19 protein-coding genes are annotated in these 21,432 nt (G+C 35.9%); 7 read left to right on the top strand and 12 right to left on the bottom strand.

The genetic code is table 11. From position 1 onward, the window contains the following. The first annotated feature begins 167 nt into the window (after window positions 1-167). Window positions 168-1,688: a bifunctional phosphoribosylaminoimidazolecarboxamide formyltransferase/IMP cyclohydrolase gene (gene purH, locus VB796_RS10320; protein WP_323346456.1), complete on the top strand. Its 1,521-nt coding sequence runs from the start codon at window positions 168-170 to the stop codon at window positions 1,686-1,688. A 338-nt stretch (window positions 1,689-2,026) separates the two neighbouring features. Here purH and VB796_RS10315 read toward each other — a convergent pair whose 3' ends face one another. Continuing rightward, window positions 2,027-2,590 carry a Crp/Fnr family transcriptional regulator gene (locus VB796_RS10315; RefSeq protein ID WP_323346455.1) on the bottom strand — a complete coding sequence of 188 codons (564 nt, stop codon included), beginning with the start codon at window positions 2,588-2,590 and terminating at the stop codon, window positions 2,027-2,029. 265 nt (window positions 2,591-2,855) lie between these two features. Between VB796_RS10315 and VB796_RS10310 the strand changes: the two genes are divergently transcribed. The 4 genes from VB796_RS10310 to VB796_RS10295 all read left to right on the top strand — a co-directional run bounded on the left by VB796_RS10310 (window position 2,856) and on the right by VB796_RS10295 (window position 7,138). Beyond that, window positions 2,856-5,300 carry a gliding motility-associated C-terminal domain-containing protein gene (locus tag VB796_RS10310; RefSeq protein WP_323346454.1) on the top strand — a complete coding sequence of 815 codons (2,445 nt, stop codon included), beginning with the start codon at window positions 2,856-2,858 and terminating at the stop codon, window positions 5,298-5,300. A gap of 82 nt (window positions 5,301-5,382) precedes the next feature. Then, on the top strand, window positions 5,383-5,934 hold the full coding sequence (gene nuoB / locus VB796_RS10305) for an NADH-quinone oxidoreductase subunit NuoB (RefSeq protein ID WP_109742159.1): 552 nt from the start codon (window positions 5,383-5,385) through the stop codon (window positions 5,932-5,934). A gap of 61 nt (window positions 5,935-5,995) precedes the next feature. Further along, complete coding sequence (locus VB796_RS10300) at window positions 5,996-6,481, top strand: NADH-quinone oxidoreductase subunit C (protein ID WP_323346453.1); 486 nt, start codon at window positions 5,996-5,998, stop codon at window positions 6,479-6,481. Between the two features lie 117 nt (window positions 6,482-6,598). Further along, window positions 6,599-7,138: a DUF2911 domain-containing protein gene (locus tag VB796_RS10295; protein ID WP_323346452.1), complete on the top strand. Its 540-nt coding sequence runs from the start codon at window positions 6,599-6,601 to the stop codon at window positions 7,136-7,138. A 216-nt stretch (window positions 7,139-7,354) separates the two neighbouring features. Here VB796_RS10295 and VB796_RS10290 read toward each other — a convergent pair whose 3' ends face one another. Beyond that, the gene (locus tag VB796_RS10290) at window positions 7,355-10,207 is read right to left on the bottom strand and encodes a putative LPS assembly protein LptD (RefSeq protein WP_323346451.1); all 2,853 of its coding nucleotides are present in this window, start codon (window positions 10,205-10,207) and stop codon (window positions 7,355-7,357) included. A 165-nt stretch (window positions 10,208-10,372) separates the two neighbouring features. Here VB796_RS10290 and VB796_RS10285 point away from each other — a divergent pair, with 165 nt between their 5' ends. Together VB796_RS10285 and VB796_RS10280 are read left to right on the top strand one after the other, a co-directional pair. Continuing rightward, entirely contained in the window at window positions 10,373-11,191 is an 819-nt protein-coding gene (locus VB796_RS10285) for an N-acetylmuramoyl-L-alanine amidase (RefSeq protein WP_323346450.1), read from the top strand. Between the two features lie 103 nt (window positions 11,192-11,294). After that, on the top strand, window positions 11,295-12,245 hold the full coding sequence (locus tag VB796_RS10280; RefSeq protein WP_323346449.1) for an MlaD family protein: 951 nt from the start codon (window positions 11,295-11,297) through the stop codon (window positions 12,243-12,245). Window positions 12,246-12,526: 281 nt separating this feature from the next. On the opposite strand, the gene VB796_RS10275 is transcribed toward VB796_RS10280, so the two are convergent. From VB796_RS10275 to VB796_RS10230, 10 genes are all read right to left on the bottom strand, one after another. Continuing rightward, complete coding sequence (locus tag VB796_RS10275; RefSeq protein ID WP_323346448.1) at window positions 12,527-12,994, bottom strand: Lrp/AsnC family transcriptional regulator; 468 nt, start codon at window positions 12,992-12,994, stop codon at window positions 12,527-12,529. Window positions 12,995-13,144: 150 nt separating this feature from the next. Beyond that, entirely contained in the window at window positions 13,145-13,618 is a 474-nt protein-coding gene (locus VB796_RS10270; protein ID WP_323346446.1) for a CYTH domain-containing protein, read from the bottom strand. Between the two features lie 111 nt (window positions 13,619-13,729). Then, window positions 13,730-14,170, bottom strand: coding sequence for a hypothetical protein (locus VB796_RS10265; RefSeq protein ID WP_323346445.1), 441 nt, complete (start codon window positions 14,168-14,170; stop codon window positions 13,730-13,732). A gap of 43 nt (window positions 14,171-14,213) precedes the next feature. Next, a complete protein-coding gene (locus VB796_RS10260; RefSeq protein WP_323346444.1) occupies window positions 14,214-14,999 on the bottom strand; it encodes a hypothetical protein in 786 nt (261 codons plus the stop codon). Between the two features lie 63 nt (window positions 15,000-15,062). Further along, window positions 15,063-15,455, bottom strand: a complete 393-nt coding sequence (locus tag VB796_RS10255) for a hypothetical protein (protein ID WP_323346443.1) — start codon at window positions 15,453-15,455, stop codon at window positions 15,063-15,065. A 1-nt stretch (window position 15,456) separates the two neighbouring features. Then, the gene (gene hemC, locus VB796_RS10250) at window positions 15,457-16,545 is read right to left on the bottom strand and encodes a hydroxymethylbilane synthase (RefSeq protein WP_323346442.1); all 1,089 of its coding nucleotides are present in this window, start codon (window positions 16,543-16,545) and stop codon (window positions 15,457-15,459) included. Beyond that, entirely contained in the window at window positions 16,542-17,651 is a 1,110-nt protein-coding gene (locus VB796_RS10245; protein ID WP_323346441.1) for a DNA polymerase III subunit delta, read from the bottom strand. Before VB796_RS10245 ends, hemC begins: the two co-directional genes overlap by 4 nt. A gap of 264 nt (window positions 17,652-17,915) precedes the next feature. Then, the gene (locus VB796_RS10240; protein ID WP_323346440.1) at window positions 17,916-19,076 is read right to left on the bottom strand and encodes a GlmU family protein; all 1,161 of its coding nucleotides are present in this window, start codon (window positions 19,074-19,076) and stop codon (window positions 17,916-17,918) included. A 166-nt stretch (window positions 19,077-19,242) separates the two neighbouring features. Continuing rightward, the gene (locus VB796_RS10235; RefSeq protein ID WP_323346439.1) at window positions 19,243-20,466 is read right to left on the bottom strand and encodes a DUF3472 domain-containing protein; all 1,224 of its coding nucleotides are present in this window, start codon (window positions 20,464-20,466) and stop codon (window positions 19,243-19,245) included. Window positions 20,467-20,752: 286 nt separating this feature from the next. Then, on the bottom strand, window positions 20,753-21,013 hold the full coding sequence (locus VB796_RS10230) for a type B 50S ribosomal protein L31 (RefSeq protein ID WP_323346438.1): 261 nt from the start codon (window positions 21,011-21,013) through the stop codon (window positions 20,753-20,755). Window positions 21,014-21,432 lie beyond the last annotated feature (419 nt).

The raw sequence follows: 21,432 nt of genomic DNA, 5'->3' as shown, positions 1-21,432 counted from the left end.
CCATTGTTTAATCTTGTGTTTATTTTGTCAAAGCATAATTGCCATAAATCTAACTGAAAATCATTAATTTTGCACCTTATTTATTAATAGGTGTTAGGTGTTAGCGATTAGAGGGTAGTATTATGCTAAATTCTAAATTCTAATCCCTAACACCTAAACAAAAAAAAATGGAATCCAAAAAAATTCAATCTGCTCTCATTTCGGTTTATTACAAAGACGGACTTGCTCCGATTGTCGAACTACTTCACAAGAATGGCGTACAGCTTTATTCAACGGGTGGTACTCAAACTTTCATCGAAGAATTAGGAATTCCCGTAACAGCGGTAGAAGACCTTACAAGTTATCCGTCAATTTTTGGTGGACGTGTAAAAACACTTCACCCAAAAGTATTCGGAGGTATTTTGTACCGTCGTGATAATCAAGGAGATGTAGATACAGCAGCCCAATATGAAATTCCTTCAATTGATTTAGTAATTGTTGATTTATATCCATTTGAAGAAACAGTGGCAAGTGGTGCATCGGAAGACGATATTATTGAAAAAATTGATATTGGTGGTATTTCATTGATTCGTGGGGCTGCCAAAAACTTCAATGACGTTCTTATCGTTTCTTCACGTACTCAATACGCAGAAGTGCTTTCTATTTTAGAACAAAAAAATTGCGGAACTGACCTTTCAGACCGTAAGCGTTTTGCGATGTTGGCATTTGGAACGTCGTCACATTATGACACGGCTATTCATGCGTATTTCAACGGAAACAATACGGATATTTACGATTTCAAATCGTTGCCACAAAATGGACTTCGTTATGGCGAAAATCCACACCAAGCAGCTACTTTTTACGGAAATTTAGATTCTCTTTTTGATAAATTGCACGGAAAAGAATTATCGTACAACAACTTAGTGGACGTAGATGCGTGTATTACATTGTTGGATGAATTTGAAGAAACTTCTTTCGTAATCATCAAACATACTAATGCTTGTGGCGTTGCAACTGCTCCAACAGTACACGAAGCCTACAAAAACGCTTTCGCTTGCGATACTATTTCGGCATTTGGTGGTGTATTGGCAACCAACGGAACAGTTGATAAAGCCTCAGCAGAAGAAATGAATTCATTATTCTTCGAGATTTTAATTGCTCCAGATTTTACCGAAGAAGCTTTAGAAGTATTAAAATCGAAGAAAAATCGTATTTTATTAAAACGCAAGCCTGTTCAAGTTTCTAAAATGATGTTCAAAACTTTGTTGAATGGTGTTTTGGAACAAGATAAAGATTTGTCAACTGAAAAAGTAGCTGATTTCAGAACAGTAACAGAAAAAGCTCCGACAGCATCAGAATTGAAAGCATTAGAATTTGCTTTGAAAATCTGTAAACATACCAAATCAAATACCATTATTTTAGCCAAAGAAGGTCAATTGTTAGCAAGTGGCGTTGGACAAACTTCTCGTGTTGATGCTTTGAAACAAGCTATCGAAAAAGCAGGAGAATTTGGTTTTGATTTAAACGGTGCAGTGATGGCTTCTGATGCGTTTTTCCCATTCCCTGACTGCGTAGAAATTGCACATAAGGCAGGAATTACAGCCGTTACACAACCTGGAGGCTCAATTAAAGATAAAGATTCAGTGGCTTATTGCGATGCCAACGGTGTGGCAATGGTGATGACTGGTATTCGTCACTTTAAACACTAAGAGGTTTATTGATGACAATAAATTACAAAAAAGGCTTCGCATTTTGCGAAGCCTTTTTTGATGTAAATTGATGAAGAGTTATTGGTGTACCTAATCTCAAAGTATCTTTTAGAACAAAAAAAATGCAAATGTTGGCGGACATTTGCATTTGGCAGTCATGGCGGTTTCTGCACTTGAAAATCGCTAAATTTTAGCTGTTGTACTTGAAATGTATAAAAAAGTGGTTAAATACAATACAAATTTCGGAAGATTTATCCACCTGTACATTGATTATTATCAATAAATACTGCAACTTTTATGTAATTGGTTGCACAAGATTGTTAGTAAATGTCACTATTCTAATGCTTACGGATACGACTCAGAGTTTCGGGTGAAATTCCTAAATAATTGGCAATGATATATTGAGGAACTCGCTGAATTAAATCTGGACGATTTTGTACCAAACTTTCATAGCGTTCTTGTGCTGAATGTGCAATTAATGAATAAATTCTCTGTTGCTGCTCAACGTAAGAATATTCAGCTAAAAGCCTCACCATGCGTTCCCACTTATGGGATAATTGATACATAGCTTGCAAATCTTGAAAAGAGAGCATTAATAGTTCTGCGTTCTCTAATGCTTCAACATACTCAATGGAAGGCGTTTGAGAAGTAAAACTTGGTGACGAAGTAATGAAAATGTTTTCACAACACAAAAAACGTGTACTTTCTTTCCCTTCTACTAAATAATAAATTCTAAAAGCTCCTGTCAAAATAAAACCAATTTCATGGGCAGTATCTCCTGGAACACATAGAAACTCACCTTTTTTTATTTTTCTTGGATAAAAAAAGGCTTTCACCTGTTCCAATTCTTCATCAGAGAAATCTACCAAACGACGGAAAAAATCTTTAAGCTGTGACTTCATTTTTAGGATAAAGATTTTTATAAATGATTATTATGGGTATTAATTATACTTTGAAAGTATGAAAGATATTGACATTTGTCAAGATTTTTTTGGAATTTATTTAGTAATAAAATTATTATTAAATAGAAATGCCCTTCTTGACTATGATATTTTGGTTTTGAGAATCATACCGTAAAATGGATTTTGGGTAAAAAATCTTAACTTCGTATAGAAAAACTGCTTATACTTACGTTTAAAGAAGAGAACACCCCATGATTTAGTTTTTATGAGAAAATATTATTATCAATTATTCTTTTTGTTATTCTTTCTCTCCTTAAATTTTCAAGCTTTTGCTGAGAATGTGATGGGTGGAACGCTTGAGTTTACTCATAAAAGTGGAAGTACCTACCATATAAAAACGGTAGTTTATATTGATAAAGGGGCAGGTGCAACTTCTCCAAATCTTTATCAAAACTTTATAAGGGTTGCTATTTATTCAAAAGGAGCAACAGCATTAACAGATGTATTGAAGGAGACAATACAGTTAAATTTAGAATCAAAAACGGATAATTTTCCTTACGATAATGCTGAGTGTGTCGCTTCAATTACCTTATCAACCACCAAGATTGTTTACTCAACGGACATTACAATAGACAAACCTCAGTATAACAATGCGGGAGGATATTATTTAGTCTGGCAAGATGGTAACAGAAATGTAACGACCAATGCCAATGCAACACAAGGCATGACTTTTTATTTGGAATTTCCTGCTTTGAATACGACCGATAATTCATCCCCTGTATTTAAACTAAATAAAGGTTTAGTGGCTTGTAGAGGTAACGCATTTAGTATTGATTTGGGAGCAAGCGATACTGACGGAAATACCTTGACGTATGCTTTAGTAAATCCAATTTCTGCCCCTGGAACATCAACGGTAGTAGGAAAACAAAGAATTCCTGACCCTCGAAGCACATATCAGCCTGTTGTTTGGAATGCTGGGTTCTCGGCAACAAGTCCAATACCAGGTGGAGTGAGTTTGAGTAGTACAGGAGTTTTGTCGGGTACACCCACTGCCACAGGTAAATATTTAGTGGTTATTGAATGTAGGGAATCCAGAGGAGGAGTTCCAATTGGTTTAAATCGCATGGATTTTGAAATTATTGTTGAAAACTGCACCCCAACTGACCCTAAAATTTATTTAGCAGGCACAGGTCCTAACCATCTACCATTTGTTGTGATTTGTGAGGGTTCATACAGAATTTTAGAAACACCCTATAATGCGGCCTTTACTTACGAGTGGAAAAAGAATGGGACGGTTATATCAAGTGCAACAACCAATCAGATAAGAGTTAACTATGCTGATGCAGGAACTTACACAGTTACTCGCAGAAGTACCACTTGTGTAGGTACAGGAACTTCTGCGGATACACAAGTGAATCCACAAGCAGGGGAAAACGTGCAACTTTCCATTCCAGATAGTACCATTTGTAGCGGAAATGTGCCAGTAGTTTTAACAATTACACAAAACTCTTCGGGTTCTGCATTGAGTGGTTTCAGAAGAGAGTGGTTTAATAATGGTGTATTGATGAGTGGCGTTTTTGGTCAATTTACCCAAATTTCTGTTGGGGGGAAATATTCCGTAAAAGTTACACAATTTGCTGCTCCTCAATGTACTTACGAGGCATTTAAAGAAGTGGTGGTTACGCCCTCGCCTTCACCAAGTATTCTGAATACGACTGGAAAAATATCTATTTGTGATGGTGACGTAGTCAAATTACAGGCTGACCCCGTAGAAACGGATGTTAATTATTTTTGGGTAAAAAATAGCTTAGACATAAAGAATGGAGTAGATTTAGACGTGACTACTTCTGGAACTTATGGTTTGAGAGCCGAAAGTACAAAAAATCCAGATTGTTTTGATTTTGCTCCTGTGCAGGCTACTATTACGGTAAACCCAAATCCAACGCCAACCTTTGCTCCTGTTGCAGCGATTTGTAATACTAAATCAAGTAAAATAGATTTGCGGAATTATGTAACGCCAACTTATGTTTCTGCTGAGGGAGTCTTTACGGGAAGAGGTATTAAAAACGGCTATGAGTTTGACCCAACCGCTTCGGGTTATGGGTCATTTCCAATAACATATACCTACACAACCCCAGCAGGATGTACACGAGATGCTTCACAAACAATTGTGGTAGATTTAACACCGTCAATAAAGTTGGGAAATGACATTACTATTTTTAGAGGTGATACCGTAAGGCTTAAAGCCGTTGGAAGTACAGGTCCACAATTTACGTATCAATGGACACCCGCCACTAAGTTGAGTAATCCAAATGTAATTCAGCCTTCGGCGAATCCAGATGAGACAACTCCTTATGTCATAAAAGTATCATCGCCAAGTGGATGTTCTGCTACGGCTGATATTACGATTACGGTTCGTGCAAAGTTGAAAATTCCAACAGCTTTTACGCCTAATAGTGATACTTTTAATGACACTTGGGTAATTATGGAGAATAACCGAGAGTTTAACGATTATCCAGATATTGAAGTGAAAATTTATAATAGATGGGGGAGTGAAATTTTTTACTCAATTGGTTCTGGGTCTTATCAAACACGTCCATTTGATGGTATTCAAGACGGAGCCAGATTACCCGCAGGAGCTTATTTTTACGTAATAAAACCAAGTCCAGACGTACCAACGCTGACTGGATATGTTACCATAGTTAGATGATATTGAGGTTTTAGTGGTTAGGTTTTAGGTTATAGTACCTGACACCTAAAACCTAACCACTAAAACCTCTAAACAAAAAGATATGCAAGGTTTATTAGACCAACAATTTAATGAAGGTGGCGTAGTAATCACCAAAGTAGATGACCTCATCAATTGGGCAAGACTTAGTTCGCTCTGGCCAATGGGTTTTGGTTTGGCGTGTTGTGCCATAGAAATGATGCAAACAATGGCATCTGGTTATGATTTAGACCGTTTTGGGGTATTTCCAAGACCTTCACCTCGACAGTCGGACGTGATGATTGTGGCGGGAACGGTAACTTTCAAAATGGCAGACCGTATTCGTCGTCTTTACGAACAAATGCCAGAGCCACGTTATGTGATTTCGATGGGAAGTTGTTCAAATTGTGGAGGACCTTATTGGGAGCATGGTTATCACGTAGTAAAAGGCGTTGACCGAATCATTCCCGTAGATGTATATGTACCAGGTTGCCCACCACGCCCAGAAGCTCTGATTGGTGGATTTTTGAAATTACAAGAAAAAATAAGAAACGAAAGTTTAGTCGCTCCAAAAGCTTTATTGGAAATGGAAGAGGAAGAAGCAAGAAATCAAAAGCCCGATTTTGCGGTTGTTTAGGGAGTAATAAGTCCCAAGTATTAAGTCCAAAGAAAAATCAATCAAATTCATTTATCTAACATTGATACAAAAATTTACAAATATCATAGCCCAATCTCTTGGAGAAGAGATTATGCTTCAGTCAGACCAACAGTCCATTACCGTTCAAACTGAGCGTATTGCTGAGGTTTGTACACTTTTACATACCCATGAAGAATGTTATTTTGATATGCTTTCCTGCTTGACAGGCTTGGATAATGGTGTGGAAAAAGGCACGATGGAGATTGTCTATAATCTCTACTCAATTCCTTTCGAAAACTCATTAATGCTGAAAGTAGTTTTTCCGAGAAATCAGGAAAATGAACCGTTACCGCAAGTGCCAACGGTGAGTCATATTTGGAAAACTGCCGATTGGCACGAACGAGAAGCCTTTGATTTATTAGGAATTACCTTTACCAATCACCCAGATTTACGTAGAATTTTACTGCCTGAAGATTGGGTCGGATATCCACTACGTAAAGACTATGAAGCTCAAGAATATTATCACGGTATTCAAGTAAAATACTGATTTTCCGTTCTTACTTTTAATTTTGAACGTAAAATAAACTTACGTATTTTTACAAACATACCCAATGTCTCTCAACTAACCAAAAGTCCTTCTGCGGGTGAGAAGGAATGATAACCAATGAAAATTTTAAGAATTATACTCATTATTTTGGCAGTATTAGCCTCTGTTTTTGTTTTTATTAGATTCTATTATACAAAATCTTTCAGCCCATCATCTACCGCAGAATTTGATAATAATGGTTTAAGAATTACGGTAGATTATTGCCAGCCTTCAAAAAAAGGACGTAAAATTTTTGGCGAAGAAGCAGATAAAGCACTTGTTCCTTACGGAAAATGGTGGCGTACAGGAGCAAACGAAGCAACGGTGGTTAAGTTTTCAAAAGATGTACAAATTGCAGGGCAACCACTTAAAGCAGGAACTTATACGCTTTTTACCATTCCACAAAAAGATAATTGGACGATTATTATTAATCAAGAAGTTGGACAATGGGGACTTTCTTATGATGAGAAAAAGAACGTATTGACAGTTCCAGCTCCTGCTATACAAACTGAAAATGCTTTAGAACAATTTAAAATTGATTTTTCGGAGCAAACAGGCGGTGGTGCAGATATGATTTTAGCTTGGGATAATACGCAGGTTACTGTACCAATTAAGTAATGAATGAAGTTAAAGATTTACAAAAGTTAAAGGGTTAAGAAGTTGAGGCAAATGTTTCAACTTCTTAACCTTTTATTTTTACCATTATCTGGCTTACATTATATTTGAAACTCAAGGTTTTCAACTTTTAAAAGGTGAAAAATCTGAACTATAAATCACTTATTACCATTGTACAATTCACCAATAACTAATTTCCAATAAACCAATTACCCTTTATTAAAAGCCTCCTCTATCGTAGAAAGTACGTCTTCTTGATAATTTAAGTTCTTGTAATAAAGCAGATTTTACTCTGATTTCAAATGAATAACTACTGGCACGTCCGTAATATGGGCTGGCGGCAGGTGTCCAGTTGAAGGCGGCTTCCCAACAGTGTAAATCTCGGTGAACTTGAATATTGGTCAGTGAAATTCCTTTATTCACAAAGTCATAACCCGACTGTACTTTTAAGTCCCATTTTTCAGTCAATTTCAAGCTTCCGTTAAAGGTTGCAGCACTCACAATTACGGCAGGAGCAAAGCCTAATTTACTGTAATTGTATTGATAACTAAACTGGAAAGTCCACGGCACAGACCAATCTACGTAGTCGTTGATATTTCTGTTAACCTGATTAACTTGGTCTTCAGGAATATCTGAGTTATTGCTCTTTTTAGGTTGTTGAGCTTTTCCAGGCTGAAAACTCTTACCAATTGAAAAGCCTAAGTTTGCTAAACTCGGAGCAGTATATTCGTCTAAACGAGTTCCAACTAACGAAGAACCATCTTGTTCATATTTATAAGGGTCAAATGTACCGTTTAAATTAATATCAAATTTCTTTACTCTTGATGTTGCCGAAAATGAAATGGGGGCTAATTTGAATTGCTCAACAAAAAAGTTGTAGCTCGTTGATAAAGCAAAATTGTCAATCAGCGTAACTTTTTCAAATTCCTTTTGAGCAGTATCAGATTTCGCTCTCACTTTCGCTTCTAAGGTGTTAGACAGACTGAAATTTATACCTCCCGACTGTACACCATAATTGGTTTGGCGTGGGTCAAAAGACGATATTCTACGGAAAGAACCTGTTACTTGTTGCCCATTGATTGTTCTGACATCCGTTCCTTTGGTACTGACTTGAACTTCCTGATAAAAACCAAATGAAGGGTCGGTAAAATCAGGCGTATAATTCATACTGATTGAAGGAGTCATAATGTGTCTAATTCCCTTCAATCGTCCTTTATTAAAATTCAACGTTCCGTACAAGCGGGTATTCATGCTCATTGAAAACGAATACTGATAATCGGCACTTGGACTACTCACGGTATCAATATCAACAACACCATTTTGAGCTAAAGTATCGCTGGCATAAGGTCGAAATGTAACCGTTTGATTTTTGCTATTTACATAACTTTCACCAGGTTTAAGGAATTTATAATTGTATTTACGTTTATAAACATTTCCCGAAAGACTCATGCCTGGAGTCAAGTTGATGTATTTTCCTATTTTAATATTGGGCAAAGCCAAAGGAATTGAATAGGTCATTTTAAAGTTGGCATTTTCTTTAATTGTTCGCCAATTCTCACCACTAAGTTCAAATGGAATAACGCCATCACGAGCTAAGTTTGCCGTTTGACTTGCCGCATCACGTGGGTCAACGATTAATGGTTTATTTGGGTCTGTGTCGGTAGTATCTTTTTGGCGGTTTACATTGTACGGTAAACTATTATAAGCACGGTTATTCAATGCCACTTGATTGGTTATACCGATTGAACCGTTGAAATCTAACCCAAAACGGAAACCATCCCAGAATTTTTCAGTAACGGCATTTTTCTTTTTGAAAGGTTGAAATTGATTTAAACCAAATGAAAAGTTATTATTGACATTAACCGCTTTAGTTATCGTGTTTTGGTCGGCTTGTAAACTAACACTGGTACGGATATTTTGTCCGAAATTTTTAGAATATTGAATAGAAGAGTTTAAAGCCGTTGAGATATAATTGGACGACGTTAAACTGTTAAACTGAGCATTTGAGTTACTTTGGGCATTTACCGATGCCGAAAAACTCGAATTTCCTCTACTTTGTGGCGAGTGCGACCATTGAATGCCAAAGTCATTTCTGTACTCACGTCCGATTTCTAAACCGTTATTACTTTCACGGAAAGTTAAATTAAATGAACCTCCATAACGATAACGTTTTACATATTGAGAATTTGCGGTAATCCCGAAGCTACCTTTTGAGTAAATTTCACCCGTTAAACGTAAACCAATATTTTCGTTAATGGCAAAATAATAACCTCCTTCACGAAGGAAAAAACCACGTCCAAGCGGTTCTTCACCGTAATTTGGCATAATAATACCAGAAGTTCCGTTTTCTTGCGGTGGTTTATAAGGGAAAAATCCAAACGGCAGACCAATTGGTAAAGGCAATTCGTTCAACTCAAAATGGAAAGGACCCGAAACAATCTCTTTTTTACCCACCATTTTGATTTTAGAAGCTCTAATGTTATAGTGAGGATGAGCCAAATTACAAGTGGTATAAACGGCATTACGGATATACAAATTATCCTCATTATCTTTCTTTACGCTTACGCCTTGTACATAAGCATCGCCTTGTTTGGTGATAAGTCCTTTGATAATAGCTTTCCGAGATTTAAAATTGTACTTAATCTCATCGGCATCGTAAGGTTCGCCTCCTTGTTTAAAAACGGGTTTTCCTTTAATCTTGTTGGTCAAAGAATCTTTCGTTCCAGTGGCAAAAACCTCGTTTTTATCCCAATTTAGTTTAATGAAATCAGCTTCCAAAACAACATCTCCATACGTAACGGTGGCATCTCCATACAACAAAACTATTTGGTTTTGAGTATCCATAATGGTAGAATCTTTAGCAGAATATACCACCGTAGTTTGCAAATCGTTGTTCTTTTTCAGAGAGTCAGGAACGGCTTTTGTGATACTATCAGCCCTGATAGTATCTCGTTTTGGGATAGCTGTCGTAATTTTTTTTGAATTTCTATTAAACGTACCGCTTGCAACACGCTGTGCTGAGGTGTAATTATTACTTAAAAGCCCTAAAAGTAAGCTAATTACGATACTCAATATGTGAAGTTCTTTTTTCAGAAGTCTTTAAATTTTATCTTTGTGGGGAAATGCCTTAGACTATATACTTTAAGTCATACGCACGCTTTAAAAAGCTTATAGCTATTTTAATAACTACAAAATTAAGTCATTACTTATTCAAGATAACGTACCCACTCAAAAATAATGTTAAACTTTGTTAAAGGTCTTTTATTAATTGCTACATTTTGTGGATTTGCAAGCTTTACAAATCTTCAAGACTCAAGCAAAAGTCTGGATATTGATGCACCGCTGACATCAGTAAGAACTCGACTTAAAACGATTGTCCTCGATGCTGGACATGGTGGAAAAGACCCTGGTTGTCATGGCTCAAAGAACAATGAATCAAAGGTTGCTTTGAAAATTGTTTTAGAATTAGGGGCAAAAATAAAAGAAGAATATCCCGATATGCGAGTGCTATATACCCGAATGAAGGATGTTTTCGTTAATTTGCATGAACGTTCGGCAATTGCCAATCGTAATAAAGCTGATTTGTTTATTTCCATTCATTGTAATTCTCATCCATCTTCTAAATTTGCAGGAACGGAAACTTACACAATGGGGTTACATAAAACGAGTGAGAATTTGGACGTTGCCAAGCGGGAAAACTCTGTAATTTTGCAAGAAACCGATTATAAGAAAACCTATAATGGCTTCAATCCCAACTCACCTTTGGCACATATTATGATGGCTAACTATCAGAATACTTTTATGATGAATAGCATTAAATTAGCCCAAAAAGTAGAGCGTCAATTCAAAAAACAAACTAATCGTACCAGTTTTGGTGTTAAACAAGCAGGCTTCTTAGTTCTTTGGGAAACCGCCATGCCAAGTGTATTAATAGAAGCAGGTTTTTTGACCAATGACAAAGAAGAAAAATATTTAGCCTCAAAAGAAGGACAAGAGGAAGTAGCACAGGCTGTTTTTAAAGCCTTTAAATTGTATAAAGAAGAAATTGAAAACTAATACAGTTATCAGTGAACAGTTACCAGTAATCAAATTTTAAGTTTCATTAAACTGTAAATTCAGATAGCTGACAACTGTTTACTGTTAACTGCTCACTGAAAATATGACTATCTCTAAAGAAACTAAAGTGGGTGTTTTAGCCCTCAGTACATTTGTAATTTTATACTTAGGATTCAATTTTTTGAAAGGAAAAGACTTCTTTTCCCCTGAAAATAAATACATCGTTGTTTATGATAATGTTGAAGGATTAACTGCCGCTAATCAAGTATCTTTAAGTGGAATGAAAGTGGGACAAGTAAAAACCGTAGAACTAATTGAAGGAAATAAAGTACGAGTTACCCTTTCTATTCGTAAAGATTTACCACTGCCAGAAGGCACACAAGCAATTCTTTCATCAGACGGTTTATTGGGTGGAAAATTGGTAAGATTACAAATGGGTAAAGGTAGCAAACTGGTTGAAAATGGCGGAAAACTATTACCGAAAAGCGAAACAGGAATTACCGATTTATTGAAAGAACAAGCACTTCCGCTGATTCATAACTTAGATTCATTGACCCTTTCATTGAGAATTGTCTCAAAAAGTTTTGAAGCTACGGGTACTTCAGTGAATAATTTAGTCAGAAATTCAGATAGAACAGTTACTGGTTTAGGAGCATCATTAAACACAACTATTGCCGAAAATAGAAATAATTTAGCAGGAATTACCGCTAATATGAAGGCACTTTCGGGTAATTTGATTGAAACAGAAAAAAGCCTAAAACCGCTTATCGGTAAATTTAGCTCAATTGCTGATTCATTGAATGCTTTGAAAGTTAGTAAGGCATTGGCAACCACTCAACAATCGTTAGAGGGTTTACAGAGAATTATGGCAGGAATTGAGTCGGGACAAGGTTCTGTGGGTAAATTATTGAAAGACGATTCGCTTTATTCAAATATCAATCGTTCTTTGGCGGATTTAGATAAACTCTTGATTGACTTTCGCTTAGCTCCAAAACGCTACGTAAATTTGTCAATTTTTGGCAAAAAAACAACGCCACCGCCTGCGGTTAAGTAGAGTTAAGGAGGAATGGGGAAATGAGAAATGAGGAATGGGAAATGAGGAAGGGGAAATGAGGAATGGGGAAATGAGGAATGGGAAATGAGGAATGGGAAATGAGGAAGGGGGAAATGAGGGAAGGGTTAAGGAAGAATAGGAAGTAGAATGGAGGCAATAGAAATGGAGATTGGGAATTTTATCCCTACGCCATTTCTCTTACCTCCATTTTTTTTACCGATTCTCCAACTCTCTCTTAACCCATTTTCCCCATTACTTATTTCTTCTTAACTCATTACTTCCTAAATCTCAATCGGAACGGGTGTTTGGCTTTTTATTTCGTTGACTACAAAGCGACTTTGAGCATTGCCAATATTAGAAATTGTGGCTAATTTTTGGAGGATAAAATGCCGATATTCATCCATATCTTTTACCAAAACTTTCAGTAAAAAATCTGAACCTCCCGAAATACAGTAACATTCCACCACTTCGGGCAGTAGTAAAACATCACGCTCAAATTGCTCCAAAAATATCGCAGCGTGTTCTTTAAGCGTTACATCAACCAAAACCACTAAACTTTTCCCAAGCTTCGACTTGTTCAGAATGGCAGTGTATTTCTCAATGACTTTATCTTTTTCCAGTCGCTTGATACGCTCGTGAATAGGCGTAGGGGTCATATTGAGCCTCGACGCAATTTCTTTATTGGTCATCAAAGCATCTTCTTGAAGAAACTTCAAAATCTGTAAATCTATATTATCTAAATTTGACATGAGGAGGGGGTAATTGTGATTTAGTGAATGGTGATTTAGTGAGTGATAGCACGCAGATGACACAGATATACTAACGCAGATTTTACGGATTTTTTTAATAAATCTGCGATTATCTGCGATTGGAAATCTGCGTCATCTGCGTGCTATCACTCACTTCCAATCTTTAAACGGAAATTTGGAAAGGCTGGCGTTAAAATATTTGTCTTCGTGAGTAACTTCTTGGTCAATCCATTCGGGGATTTGATAAGCCTCGTTAATGTCTAAAAGTTCGATTTCGGCTACAATTAGCCCTTCGTTTGCTCCGTGAAAAACATCAATTTCCCATGCTTTTCCTTCAAAATCAATCTTATAACGAGTTTTTTCGATGTTATTTTCCGTAAAACCATCTAATAATTCAATCGCCTCAGCCTTCGGAATTTGATATTCATATTCGGGTTTTATGGCAGGATTATCCGTTTTTCCTTTAATGGTGATATACCCATGATTTTCAGTTGCTCGCACCCGAACCGTTTTTTTGACATCACTCGTGATATATCCTTGACGGTAATATTCGCCTTTGGGTTTGGCAAGGGCATTCCAAAGGTCGTGTTTTACTAAATATTTCTTTTCGATTTCTAATGGCATAATTGTATTGGCTTGACGAATTCTCAATTTACATAAAAATAAAAAAATGTCCCTGAATTCAACTATTGAATCAAGGACATTTTACATGGTAAATTAAGTTCTTTCGATAATCTATTTTCTAAACAAATTTCTGACTAAAAAACCACTCATTGCTCCCCAACCACCTACAAGTCCACCAATGAAAACCGTTGTAGTAATCAAAATTCCAACGTTGCCACCAACGGGTAAAATTTGGGCAATTTTATTAGAGAGAATTCCTTGCGTAGTAAAATGATGATACCAAGTTGCTAATAACCAAAGCGTTGAAATAGCTGCCGTACCTTTTGCAAATGCTTCTCCACTTGATTTAGCGAACATTGCCCCACCAATAAATGCCGCAATTGCCACTGTCCACCAGTCTCCAAAGTAGCCTAAAATAAAGGCTAAAGAAATAATTGTAACTGTCAGCGGACTTACAAAAAGCTCCTTAATTTTAGTAATTACAGACGATGCACCTGCTTGGGCATCATTTGGATTGGGAAGATTAGCTTGTCTTGGGATATTTAGTGCCATGATGAATTTTATAATTATTTCGATAAATATAGTGATTATTTGATTACTTACAATCTACCGAAATTAAATGTTTCTCTATCTTGGTTTCACCATTACAAGTTTTTTTCTGAACCATAGAAATAGGCTCAGGCATTGTTCCTTCATACTCATATTCGTACTCAACCTTTATAAGTGATTCGCAAAATTTTTGGTCGCTGAGATAAAATGATTTTACTGGTTTAGGCGTGGCTGTTAGTAATGATTCGAAAGCTCCCATTCCTACATAAAATCCTAATGATAAATCTTTGATTCCTTGTGTATTATTATCCCAATTACTTTTTTTATAGTCATTCATATAAGTAACTGAATCTACTACAATTTCTTTTTTATTGGTCAAGTTTTCCGAAACTTCTATTCTTGTGATATTGTCACCCGAATATGTGTATTTAGTAGTTATATCCAATTTCATCCCACCCATATTAATTTTAGAAATAATCTTATTGAGATTTTTTCCCAAATATTGGTAAGTATTCACTATTGGTGTACCACCGGCATTCAAATCAGCTTTAACCAATTTTTTATTGATGTCAAACGTGAATTTAGTAGTTCCTTCAGGCATAGAAATTCCAGTACATTGTTTTTGAGAATTGTAAGTGAATTTTATCACATTGGGTGTTTTTCCACAAGAATCAAATAAAATTTCTGTTGTATTCTTATTGACATCAACTTTATAAATTGTCTTTTCACAACCTTTCGAGTCAGTGATTGTACATTGTCCGTAAGAAGCGAGGTTTGAACTAAGTGATACAAATAGTAAGAAGAGTAGAGTTGATAAGTACGTTTTTTGCATTGTTTTATTTAGATTTATTTTTGTGAAATTATTTGTAGCAATATTCATAATATTATTATGAATTTATTTCCCCACCATTTCGCTTGGTCTTGCTCTTAAAGCACTCCAAGTTTCATCAATAGCAATTTGAGTTACCGTGTCCAAACCAATTAAAGCTAAGGCAGACCAGACAGTTTCACGTTTAATGTTACTTTTGATTTTGCCTGTTCCTTTAGGATAACAAGCCCAAAATAAGCCATCATATTTTCTGAAATGGCCAACCGATTTTACAAGATTTTCTAATTCATCTTGTTGATAACCAAATATTTGTATAAAATCATATTCCGTATTTTCTTTTGGCGATGAATCAAACGAAATGCCTTCTAAAAGGTCAATATAATTTTGTGGAGCATTCAGAATTAATGCGGTTTTATTGGCATCGAATCGAAGTTTTTTGAAAACTGCTTCTTTGTCCATTTTATAGATTGGCTTTAATCTCTGCTAACATTTTGTCTCCGCCCAAACTTAAAATTTTCTCAGCCAATGCTTCGCCCAATTCAAGTGGATTATTACCAGAAACAGTTTCTTTCAAAATTTCAGAACCATCCAAACTAACAATGCCACCTGTTACAGTTAACAGTGAACAGTTATCAGTAATCAGATTTGAGCTATTTTTAGCAGTAACTTCACTGTTTACTGCTAACTGCTCACTGTTTACTGTTAATTGTTTACTGTTTACTGCTAACTGCTCACTGTTTACTGCTAACTGTTTACTGTTTACTGCTAACTGCTCACTGTTTACTGCTAACTGTTTACTGCTAACTGCTAATCCAAAAACAGGAATGCTACAACCACCTTGCAGACGCTTCAAAAAGGCACGCTCAGCCAATAATTGTTGCTCCGTTTCGAGATGATTACAAAGTTCTCTGATTTTAGCTTTTTTCTCAGGGTCTAAAGAAACTGCACATTCCAAAGCCACCGAACCTTGTCCAACCGCAGGGGTAAATTTTTCGGTAGGAATCAACTCCGCAACGTGTTCCATATAGCCCATACGATGCACGCCCGCATACGCAAGCAAAAGGGCATCGCACACGCCACTTTCAAGTTTGCCCATACGAGTTTGGAGATTTCCACGCATATCAACGGTTTTGATGTGCGGGTAAAAATGCTTCAACATCGCTACTCGACGAGTTGAGGAAGTTCCCACCACGAAAGGTTTACCACTTTCTAAGGATAAACTTTTATCGAAACTCACCAAAACGTCATTAACTTTTTCACGTTCTGTAAAAGCGATAAGTTCTAAATCATCGGCTAATTCAGATTGTAAATCTTTGGCTGAATGTTGAGCAATATCAATCGCTCCCGAACGCAATTGTTCTTCTAATTCTTCCGTAAAAACGCCTTTTGAGCCGATTTTTGAAAGAGAACGGTCAAGAATTTGGTCACCTTTGGTATTAATAATGACGATTTCGACTTCTAAGCCACCTTTTTCTAAGGTTTCTTTGATAAAATATGCTTGCCAAAGGGCTAATTTCGAGCCTCTTGTTCCTAATTTAATTACACTCATTTCTTGAATAATCGTGCAATGTTGAGCGACAAATCCAGATGTAAAATCTTAGCTCTTCCGTTGCGTTCTAAATAATAATATGTTTGACTTAATTCGTTGACAATCTGTTCGATAGCGTTAATTTTGACGGCTTTTGAAAAGTTTTGTACGAAAGTTAATTCTTCGCCTTCAAGCCTCACTAATGCTTCTGCTCCGTTTTTCCAAAGTAATAAATCTCTGAAAATATTAAGAGCGTATTCCATCATTCCTTTTTGGTATTCTTTCGGAAAAGCATCAAATTCATCGGCTAATTTTACCAAAGTTGCTAAGTCTGGTTTGTAAGTCATTCGCATCCAATTGGCAAACCATTGGTGTTTTCCTTCGCCTTCATAATTAATTAATGTTACGGCTTTGGATAAATTTCCTTCGGAAAGATAAGCGATTTGTTTGGCTCTTTCGGTATCAATCCCTTCTTTTTCAGCGAGATATTTAACCGTGTCTTCATCGGTAAATGATGGAATGACAATTCTTTGTGTTCTTGACAAAATGGTCGCTAATAAACGATTGGTGTCATTACATACGAGAATAAACAGCGTTTTGGCTGGCGGTTCTTCCAAAATTTTCAGCAATGAATTTGCCGACTCAATATTCATTAATTCTGGTTGCCAAATAATTAGGATTTTATATTCCGCTTCAAAAGCTTTCAGCGAGATTTTTTCAATGATATTATGACCCTCTTTTATCGGAATAATTCCCTGTTTGTTACCCGTTACGCCCGTAAATTCCAACCAATCGGTCAAACTTCGGTACGGACTTTCAATCAAAAATTTTCGCCAAGTGGGTAATAATTCTAAAATGGTTTCTTTGGCACTGGGTGTTGGAAAAATATGGTGAATATCGGGGTGAACCATTTTTGCCATCTTCACGCATGAGGCACAACGCCCGCAAGCATCTGCTTCCTCCCTATCCTCACAGTTGATATAAGTTGAGTATGCCCACGCCAAAGCCAAATTGGCACTTCCCACCCCGCCATGAAACAACTGAGCATGAGCCACGTGATTTGCTTCAACAGAATGGATTAAGGTATTTTTAAGAGCCGCTAAGCCAGGAATATCTTTAAATAGCATTATTTATACGTCGTTATCGGAAATTAGTTATTGGTTGATTGGTCTGCATGAGCTAAACTTTTCCAATAAGTAAGTCCAAAATAAATAAGCGAAACTTGCTTATTTATTTTGGACTGTAATTTACTAAGCGAAAAGCGATTTGCGAAAGAAAGGAAGATAAAGAATTGCAATACAAACTAATTACCGAAAGGTCGAAAATAGCATTTTAATATCTTTCCAAGACTTAATCAACTAATAACCAATTTCCAATAACCGTCTATTGACTTATCTTGTTTGTTCAAAAACGGCTTTCATGATATTTTCTTCAACTTCATCAAAAACCTTTCCACGACGTTCTAAAACGGCTCTGGCTACTTGATTGGCTTTCCGAAGATGGTACGTTTTAAATTCCTCTGTACCTGCACTCCACGAAAATGATGGAATGTGGCGTGGTTGATAACCACCACCAAAAATATTACAATTTACGCCCACAACTGTTCCAGTATTAAACATGGTATTGATGCCACATTTTGAGTGGTCGCCCATGATAAGTCCTGCAAACTGGATACCAGTATTTTCAAATTTATTACTTACATAACTCCATAATTCCACTTTTGAATAATCATTTTTTAAGTTAGAATTATTGGTATCCGCACCCCAATTACACCATTCTCCAATAACAGCATTGCCCATAAAACCGTCGTGTCCTTTATTCGCATTGCCAAACATGACTGCATTACTAATTTCTCCGCCAACTTTACAAAAAGGACCAATCGTTGTGTTTGGTCGCATTTTTCCGCCCATATTTATCACCGAATGCTCACCAATGGCAAAAGGTCCTTGAATCATTGCTCCCGCTTGAATTTTTACGTCTTTGCCTATATAAATACAGCCATTGGTAGCGTCCAAAACTGCAGCTTTGATGTCAGCACCTTCTTCGATAAAAATCTGAGATTCGTTGTAATAAGCCGTAAAACGGTCGGTGATGGGTTGGGATTTTCTACCTTTGGTAATTCGGGCAAAATCGGTTTTAATTTCCTCTCCGTTGTAGCTAAAAATATCAGTTAATTGATTCAAGATGACAATGTTTCCATCAAAAGATACTTCCTGTTCAAAAGCTGCTGGATTTAATTGATTACTTCGATAAGCAATAATTGTTTCGTCATTTTTAAGGACAGTATTCTCCGACAAATTTGAGATAGCTTCCACAAGTTCAGTATTTGGACAAACCGCTCCGTTGATGAAAATATTATCATCAGAAATACTGATTGGGTATTTTATCTGTAAATAATCTTGCGTGGCAAAAGAAACGGAAGTTTTTAAAAAATCTTCCCATTTTTCAGTAATCGTCTGAATCCCAATACGGATTTCACTAACAGGACGAGTGAAAGTTAAGGGCAATAAAGCAGGACGAATCGCTGAGTCGTCGAAAAGGATATAATTCATTTTTTTAATCGGTAATATATTTCTACAAAATTACAACAAGAAAGCCTTTTAGGGTTATCTAAAAGGCCATAATTATTCTAATGTTGATGTTTCTTGAAAGGATTTAGTTGTAGTGGGACGTTACGACTAAACTAAGGAACCTTCAAAATAAGTCCTATTAAATAATTTAAGATAGTTTTGAAAAATCAATCTCGGGAGATTTTCCATTGACTGGTCGGGTAAATTGTGAGTTCAGCCTTGTGTTACTATTAAAAAAACCACAATTTCGTAAGTAAAATTTGCCTTCTTTTTCACCGCCGCCATAATCTAAGCGATATTTTTCTTGGGCAGTATTATCACCTGTCAAAATAATTTGATTTATTTCTGTCCAACCATTTTTTGTGTTGAAGACCCATTGATTATTGTAGAATGCCATTCGTTCTTTATTGCCCGTTTCGGGCATAAAATTTTCAAGAAACGAATGTAAACATTTTAAGTACGTAGTTGTTTCTGGGCGACTAAAACTTGCAATTATTCGCCATTGGTTTTCCTCGGGAGCAAAAAAATAGGCGGTGTAGATTGTACAATTATCATTCGTTGGTTTACCTTGCAATAAGAACTTATAGGTATTGCCTGCCTTCCAGTTATATTTCAAATAACTTTGTCCACCTGAACCTTCATTTCCAAATTCTCCTGTGAAAACATCCATACCTTTTTTTAGCAACAATATTTTTTGCTCTTGTGGAATGGTTGTAGGGTCATCTGTTTTGAATGGGCTCCAAATAGAAAATAATATTCGTCTCTCTTGGTCAGAATTCACCTGCATCCCAAAATATCCCTCCTCAAAACCATTTGCCATAAAATACGAACCAATAATGTCATTTTCCTCTGGAACGGTGACCTCATTATAAAACCATTCAATATTTTCGATTGCATCAATAGAATAGTTCAAATGTACTGAAGGACCTCTGCGTCCCCAATGAAAAAAATCATCTTTGTTACTTTTTACAAAAGAAAGTTCATTGTTAACGGTATTTCCACTAACTGTCAAACTTGTAAGTGTTCCAAAGGTTGCCCCAGTTTTTGAAACCCCCTTAATCACAACTGTAACATAACCTTTTTGAATATTATCCCATTGTCCCACAAAATACTCTTTTTCAGTATTTCCTTCGGTTGAAAATTCAATGGTTTTTCCCGCAATATTCACTGAGATTTTACTTTCATTTCCTTCGGGTTTCAGCAATATTGATATATTTAGCTTTCCTGATTGAGCAATTTTGAAATAGATTTTGCAATCGATTTGTGAATTATTCCAGTCAGTGAGTCCGTTTTCAGTAATTTTTCCGCCATTACTTGTCCACGCATTGCCACCAATTGGAATAATCTGTTTATTTTGATTGTGTTGTAGCATATTATATTTTGTTGTCGGATTGAATGAATTTAGGTTTATATCGTGTGAAAATTATTAATAAAACAGAGTTCATTTCATAAGGAGTTTAATTAACGATGTCTAAGGTTTTATAAATTAAGAAATCTATTTGATATTCCTTTGTAAATACATAACCGAAGAAACTATTTCGTAGCGAAATCTACGAATCAGACTAAGCACACAAAAATAAAAGTACAACAAAAAAAGCCTTTCAGATTTCTCTGGAAGGCTTTTTTGTTGTATAACTACATTCAAGTTTACGAAGAAACTATTCAGCAGCAACTTCTTTCTTACCGCCGAAACGCTTGTAGAATTTATCAACACGACCCGCAGTATCAAGTAATACGTTTTTACCTGTATAAAAAGGGTGTGATTGAGAAGAAACTTCAATTTTGAAAACTGGATAAGTTTCGCCTTCAAATTCAGTTGTTTCAGTTGTATTAACACAAGATTGTGTTAAAAACTTGTAATCAGCAGACAAATCGTGGAATACCACTGGTCTGTAATTTGGGTGAATTTCTGGTTTCATTATTTTTTTGATAGTATTAGACGATTCCCCGCCGTCTCTGTTAAATTAAAAATTAGGGAAAAAAGTTGCTTTTCAGTTCTTTGTTTTCACTAACCATTTGCAGTTATAAAATTGGGACTGAGCTATAACTAATATTGAAAAATTTCTTTATCTATAAAACTTTATAACCTTTATAACTGTTCCTCGAAAAGGACTGCAAAATTACAAATTTATTATCGGGATTAAAAATTATTTTTATGTTAAAAGTTCCCGAAATTGTAAGAAAAGTTATCCACAAAATTTTTCAAAAAATATTCTTTATAATTATTCTAAGTTAGATGTCCCATATCAGTCTGATTATCCAAAACTTGTGTTGTACATTACGAATAGAATAAATATTCGAAGTTTTTTTGACCTATTTTTTTTCGTTGTATATAGAT

The organism is Arcicella sp. LKC2W, from assembly GCF_034931005.1.
GTDB lineage: Bacteria > Bacteroidota > Bacteroidia > Cytophagales > Spirosomataceae > Arcicella.
The sequence above is the reverse complement of the archived record's forward strand: the minus strand, read 5'-3'. Positions and strand labels throughout refer to the sequence as shown.